The sequence below is a fragment of the Streptomyces sp. MB09-02B genome (genome assembly GCF_033794485.1).
Lineage (GTDB): Bacteria > Actinomycetota > Actinomycetes > Streptomycetales > Streptomycetaceae > Streptomyces.
The window spans coordinates 42,310-48,734 of the sequence record NZ_JARGEE010000012.1; the positions used below are offsets into that span (position 1 = coordinate 42,310).

Here is a 6,425-nt window from a genome sequence, read left to right on the forward strand (position 1 = left end):
GACGGGCGAGGGAGAGGGGACGGCCACGGGGCGGCTACCTGGGCTGGAACTCCCAGACCGTGTTCGCGTCCTGCGTTCCGGTGTTCCACTTCGCCTCATTCGCGGAGTTCCCGTAGAGGTAGGCCCTCCCCGTGTGGGTGTTCCTGACACGGAGCCCGCCTGCCGCGACCCCTTCCAGGTTCCAGAGCGAGGCGTCCGCGACGGTGCCGGTGTTGTAGATGACGTTGTTGTCGGTGGCGACGGCCTCCAGATACAGACGCCCTGTTCGCACGTTCCTGATGGTCCAGGCACCGGACGAGTCCTTGGCGACGATCCAGTCCTGGTCGTCGTAGACGGTCCCGGACGCGACGATGACCGCGCCGTCCGCGTCGGTGTCGAGGTACTTGCCCGAGGAGGTGTTCCTCAGCTTGTACCGCGCGCCGCTGACGAGGTACGCGACCCGTACGCACTCCTCGGTCGCCAGCGTGATCTCGGTGTTCCCGGACACGGTGCTGTACGCCTTCGTGCCCGACTTCACCCAGGTGTCGTTCGCGTCGTAGTGGCCCACCTCGACGGACCGTACGACGCCGATGGTTCCCGGCAACGTGAACGTGGCCTCGGTCGTGGTGGTGAAGGCGAACTCGGCCGGACCGCGCCGGACGCCGAATGCCTGCGCACCGATGGACGTCGTGAAGGTGATGTCGACGCCGCCCAGGGGCTTGGTGGTCGTGGCGCTCGTGGTCGCGTTCCGGTTGAAGGTCTGCAGGGTGGTTCCCCCGCGTTCCACCGGAGTCCTGCTGGCGAGGTCCCGGTGGATCTTCTTCAGCGCGCGGTTGAGCCGGGCGACCTTGTGGGAGGGGGTCTTGCGGGTGACGACCTTGGTGTCGGGCCTCCAGTTGTACAGGCCGTGGTCGCTGATGCCGGTGCTGGAGTCCGGGTCCAGCGCGGCGTACAGATTGTGGGCGGCGTTGCCGGCGATGGCGTTGAACTTCTCGATGTCCGCCGTCGAGGATCCTCCGAAGTTCTCCATGACCATGGGGAAGTTCTTCCCCTGGGCCCACGTGCCGTCCTGCCCGTAGTTGTAGAGCGTGTCGAAACTCTTGGTGTACGGGTCCTTTCCGAAGAAGTCGATGGTCGCCGTTCCCTGGCTCCTGAGGACCTCGTTCTCTGCGACCGGCACCGTGTCCCCGATGCCGGCGATGTTGGTCCGGGTGTACACCGAGTAGTCCGACTGCTTGATCACCTGTCCCAGCTGGGTCAGGTAGTTCAGCAGCACGTCCTTGCGGAACTTCGTCGTGTCGGTGTATCCGCCGCTGTTCCACAGGTCGGTGCTGTAGGTGCTGAAGCTCCGGGCGATCGACTGGCCGCCCTGCTGCTTCGACACGTTCGGTTCGTTCAGGACCTGGATGCCGACCACGGTGTGCGCGGTGTCGACGGAGGCGAGGCGGCTCATGAGCCGGCCGAGCACGAACTTCTCCCTGGCGAGCAGGTTCGGATCGGTCTTGTCCAGGAGGGGGTTGCCGTTCAGGGTCAGCCTGGTGCCGTCGGACCTCACCACGAACTGGTAGTCGTTCATCACGTAGGCCGGCATCCGGGCCGCGATGGAGGCACCGGTCGATTCGTGGCTGAACCACAGCAGTTCCAGCTTCAGGCCGTACTCCTCGCACCAGGCCAGGTACTTGTCGAGGTCGGTCCAGTCGAAGGTGTCCTTCGAGGTCTCGATCTGCGACCACCAGATCGGGATGTTCACCACGGTGAACCCGTCGTCCCGGATCATCCCGAGCACCGGCTTCAGCTGGGCGTCCGTCCAGCCGTACGTGTACTTGTGCTTCTCGTACCGGAACTGGACGCCGCTGTGGTAGAAGGGCTTCCCGTCGACCATGAGGGCGATCTTGTCGTACGTGGACCTCGATGTGTCGACGTAGGACACCACACCGCCGGCCGCGGCGGCCCGCGGGAGCCCCCCGACGAGGTTCAGCGCCATGCTCCCGAGGGCCGCCGCCCCGCTCGTGGCGAGGAATCTGCGGCGCGACCAGGGGCCGGTGTTCGACTTCATTGCGCTACCTCCGTGTCAGGCGGACTTGCCAGATAGTGAACGATCACGATTGAGGGTCGAAGGTGCCCGTCAGGAACCTTCGAGGCAGGGGTGTCGGGCGCGGCGCGATCGAGCCGACAGGCGATGGCGGGGCCCTGACTATCAGAGGTTCGGCTGAAACCAACGATGGCGCACATAAGACTGGCTGTAACGCTTGCGTGTCAATGGTGTGGACGGGAAGAGTCGGTCCGCAGCCCAGAGCGCGTCAGCCGAGGCGCACCCGTGCACGTCCTCGCGTAGTGAACGATCACCTGCAGACATCTTGACCGCCAAGATGAACGATCACTACGTTTCCCCTGCTGTTGTCGGACACCTCATCCTTCCCGGTACTTCGCGGCTTTCCGTACGGCCCCCTGGGCCGAGCCGCAGCCGGGGCCCTCCTCCTCCCCGCCGGGCACCGGTCGGTATCACCAGAGAGCAAGGGAGATCACGTGTATACGGTCATGCGCAGAACGGCTCGTCGGCCCCGAAGATGGGCCGGCTGTCTCGTCACCGCCGGCTTCCTTGTCGTCTCGGCCCTACTCGTACCCCCGGCCGCGTCGGCAGCCGAAACCCCGGACGCGACATTGATCAACGAGACGTTCGACGCCCAGACGACCCCCGCGAACTTCGGTTTCCCGGTCGGGGCCGCCATCGGCAACGGCGTACTGGAGGTCACGAAGGGCATGGGCAACTACACGACGTCCGTGCGCCCGTTCGCGTCCTCGATCACCCAGGAGAAGACGCTCGACCTGCGGTTCGACTGGAAGACGGCCATCTCCAGCACCGGGATGAAGACCGGTCTGGAACTGCGCGACAGCGCCGGACGCCTGGTCTTCGGCATGGCCGCGACCGGGGCGGAGTTCCGCCACGCCGCGACCGGACCCGACTCGGACTCCGCCGCCGCCCCGGACTCGCTCAACCCGACCTGGACCAAGATCAACTTCGACCGGGCCAAGACGTACACGGTCGACCTGCACATGGACTTCGCCCTCGGCGAGATCCAGTACACGGTCACCAGCAAGGAGGCCGCGCCGAAGGTGCTGGTCTCCACCACGAAGAGCATCACGGGGCAGAACCTGGCGAAGCTCGTCGCCTGCAACTACTACGGCACCGGTGTGCAGTCGATCGACAACTTCCGCCTCACCCGCCCCGCGAACCCCGCCTACGGGTCTCTCGCCGGCTCGTCCGTCTACGCCTTCGGTGACAGCATCGTCTACGGGCACCAGTACGCGCGCAGCTTCGTGAACTTCGTCGCCGAACGCGAGGGCATGACGCTGACGAAGTACGCCCGCAACGGCGCCACCGTGGGACCGGCGCCCACCGCCAGCGGCGGACAGATCCTGAACCAGGTGAAGTCGGCGAGCTCCGTCGCGCCGGACTTCGTCGTCTTCGACGGCGGCACCAACGACGCGATCGAGATCCACGACCTGCACACCTACGGGGTCGGCACCGTCAGCGGTTCCCAGGACCCCGCCACCCTCGACCCGGGCACCTACGCCGGGGCGCTCGAGACCACCATCCACACGATGCGGCAGAAATGGCCGACCGCCCAGCTGGTCTACGTGGCCGCCCACAAGATGGGCTCGCGCGACTGGGACACCCAGCTCGCCCTGCGCCAGGTGCAGTTGCAGGCCGCCCAGAAGTGGGGCGTCGCGGTGGCCGACGTGTTCGGGGACACCACGCTCGACACGCGCGTCGACGCCCAGCGGGTGGCGTACACCTTCGACGGACTCGTGAGCGGCTACCCGGGCAGCGGCGGCAGCGGCACGCACCCGAACATCGCCGGGATCACCGACTTCTACGTCCCCGTTCTCACGTCGCGGCTGTCCCGGCTCGCCGACACGACGACGATCGAGGCGCGGCACTCGGGCAAGTGCGCCGAGGCGGTCGGCTCCTCGACCGCTGCCGGGGCCGCGATCGAGCAGTCCGGCTGCTCGACCGGTGACGAACAGAGGTGGCAGTTGCACGAAGTCGGCGGGGGCTACTACCAGATCCTCTCCCGGCACTCGGGACTGTGCCTCGACGTGGCCGGCTCCTCGACGGCGAACACGGCGGCGATCGTCCAGCAGACCTGCGACGGCCGCACCAGCCAGCAGTGGCGGCTGAGCGACACCGGCACCGGCACCGGCTACGTCGAGATCATCGCCCGTCATTCCGGCAAGTGCCTCGACGTGGACCGGGCCTTCACGACCGACGGGGCCCGGCTGCTGCAGTACACCTGCTGGAACCAGGAGTCGCACACCAACCAGCACTGGACCGTGCAGGTCTGACATGAGGAACGCGCACCGCCCGACGACGGCGGACCCGGCCCGGCCGGCCGCACGGCCCGGACAGCAACCGTGCGGCCGGCCGGGCCGGACGATCAGCGGGACAACGGGGATCGACGGACCGATGCGCTCGGCTCCGGCGAGACGGCAAGAGGAAAAGGCCCGGCCTGCCATGACGTACTCAGTAGAGTACCGATGGGCGTGCGGGGCGTGGGGATGCGGCGGGGGGCGGCACGGTGGACGCGGACACGGGACCGAAGAGATCGGAGCGGGACGTGAAACGGCCGACGCCGCCCGCCAGGAAACGCCCCACCATCCTCGACGTCGCGGCACACGCGGGGGTGTCGCATCAGACCGTCTCGCGCTTTCTGCGGGGCAACGGAGGCATGAAGCCGCAGACGGTCGCCCGCATCGAGCGGGCCGTGGCCGACCTCGACTACCGGCCCAACCTGGTGGCGCGGTCGATGCGCACCCGGAAGTCCAACCGTGTCACCGTGGTCCTGCCGGCCATGACGACCTTCGTGCCCTCGCAGATCCTGCGCGGTGCGTCCGCGGAGGCACAGGCGGCCGGCTACCTGCTGGACATCGTCGGCCTCGAGGGCGACGAACGGGTCAGGGGCGACCGCGTCCGCTCCCTGCTCGACTCCGGTCAGGCCGAAGGAGTGCTGACCTTCACCCCCATCGGCGACCTGGAGCGACTGGGGCTGGACCATACCCCGACCGTGGTCATAGGCGAGTACGACGACCAGATGAGGTCCCACGGAATCACGGCTGACGGCGAACCGGCTGCCATGATCATCGATCACCTCGTCTCCCTGGGCCATCGGCGGTTCGTCCACGTCGCCGGCAGCACGGACTGGATGTCGGCGCGCAAGCGACGCGAGGTCTATCTGCGGACGGTCGCCGAGCGGGGCCTGGAGAACTACGCCGTCGTCGACGGCGACTGGTCCGTACGGTCCGGATACGACGCGGCCCAGGGCCTGTCCGCGGACTCCGGTGTCACCGCGGTTCTCGCGGCCAACGACGACGTCGCCATGGGCGTCATACGCGGCTTCCAGGACCGCGGGTGGCGGGTCCCGGAGGACGTCAGCGTCTTCGGCTGGGACAACCAGGAGTTCACCGAGTACTTCAACCCGTCCATCTCCACCGTGGACCTGGACCGCGAGGCCATGGGCCGACGGGCCATGCAGGCCCTGCTCGCCCGCATCCGCGAGGACACCGACCCGGAGCTGCGTCTGGACCTCGACTGCCGCCTCGTGCTGCGCGAGTCGTCCGGACCGGCCAGGACGAACCACACCCTGTAGCCCCGTCGGCACCACCAACCGGCTGTCCTGCAAAGGGCGTTCAGGCGGGCACAGGCGGCCGATCGTTCCGTGCGCACCGGGCGGAACGCGCCGCCCCGGCATGTTCCCGCACGGTCCGTTCTGCCTCCCCGCCGGTCCGGTACCGGTGCGGTCCCACCAAGTACCCAAGTGTTACGTAGAGAACTCTTGACCGAGATGTGGCGGGTTACTACGCTCACCACGTGAACGTTCACTATTACTGACGCACACAGCCTCAACTAGGCGCGATGCTCGCGGTCAACCCGCGGATCAGCTCGGCACAACAGCCCGAGGATCCCCGCGGACGTTCACAACAACCCCGGTCAGAGCCACTGCAGTCCACCCGGGATCCCGACGAACCGGGCTGGCTGCAGACATCTGGATCGCAGGTAACTTTCGCGGCCCGCAAAGCAGCTGAGCAGTGAGTCGGCAGCCACGCGGCGAGACGGCCGGCGGCCCACGCCGGCTTCCTGAGACGACGTTTCCCCCTTCTGTGCGCATCGCCCAGTGATGGCAGCAGAGGAGCCCCACCATGAACCACTCGTCCCGTCCGAGCAGACGCTCTCGACTCCGTGCGGTCGGGCTGACCTGTTCGGTCTTCGCGCTCGTCCTGTCCGCGGGCTGCGCCGGAGGCTCCTCAGGGAGCGACGGCGGCAAGACCGTCATCCGGTTCAAGGGAATCGCCACCACGGGAATGAAGTAACGACACAACCGTCGCGGCCGGCGAGGCGCAGTGGCAGCTGGGGCCAGGCGACCACCCTGCCGCGAGCCCCCCTCCTC

At 67.6% G+C, this 6,425-nt stretch carries 4 protein-coding genes; 3 read left to right on the plus strand and 1 reads right to left on the minus strand.

All coding sequences use genetic code 11. The features are described 5' to 3' along the window. Nucleotides 1–34: 34 nt before the first annotated feature. Nucleotides 35–2,035, minus strand: coding sequence for a DUF4978 domain-containing protein (locus tag P1P70_RS03780; RefSeq protein ID WP_319234552.1), 2,001 nt, complete (start codon nt 2,033–2,035; stop codon nt 35–37). A gap of 470 nt (nt 2,036–2,505) precedes the next feature. Here P1P70_RS03780 and P1P70_RS03785 point away from each other — a divergent pair, with 470 nt between their 5' ends. The 3 genes from P1P70_RS03785 to P1P70_RS03795 all read left to right on the plus strand — a co-directional run bounded on the left by P1P70_RS03785 (nt 2,506) and on the right by P1P70_RS03795 (nt 6,348). After that, nucleotides 2,506–4,326 (plus strand): RICIN domain-containing protein, encoded by a 1,821-nt coding sequence (locus P1P70_RS03785; RefSeq protein ID WP_319234554.1) that lies wholly within the window; start codon nt 2,506–2,508, stop codon nt 4,324–4,326. Between the two features lie 272 nt (nt 4,327–4,598). Next, entirely contained in the window at nt 4,599–5,627 is a 1,029-nt protein-coding gene (locus P1P70_RS03790) for a LacI family DNA-binding transcriptional regulator (RefSeq protein WP_319234555.1), read from the plus strand. A gap of 550 nt (nt 5,628–6,177) precedes the next feature. Then, entirely contained in the window at nt 6,178–6,348 is a 171-nt protein-coding gene (locus P1P70_RS03795; RefSeq protein ID WP_319234557.1) for a hypothetical protein, read from the plus strand. Nucleotides 6,349–6,425: the final 77 nt, after the last annotated feature.

Excerpts from the sequence above, each read along its gene's own strand:
- P1P70_RS03780 (WP_319234552.1), bottom strand. The coding sequence starts at position 2,035 with ATGAAGTCGAACACCGGCCCCTGGTCGCGCCGCAGATTCCTCGCCACG.
- P1P70_RS03795 (WP_319234557.1), top strand. The coding sequence starts at position 6,178 with ATGAACCACTCGTCCCGTCCGAGCAGACGCTCTCGACTCCGTGCGGTC.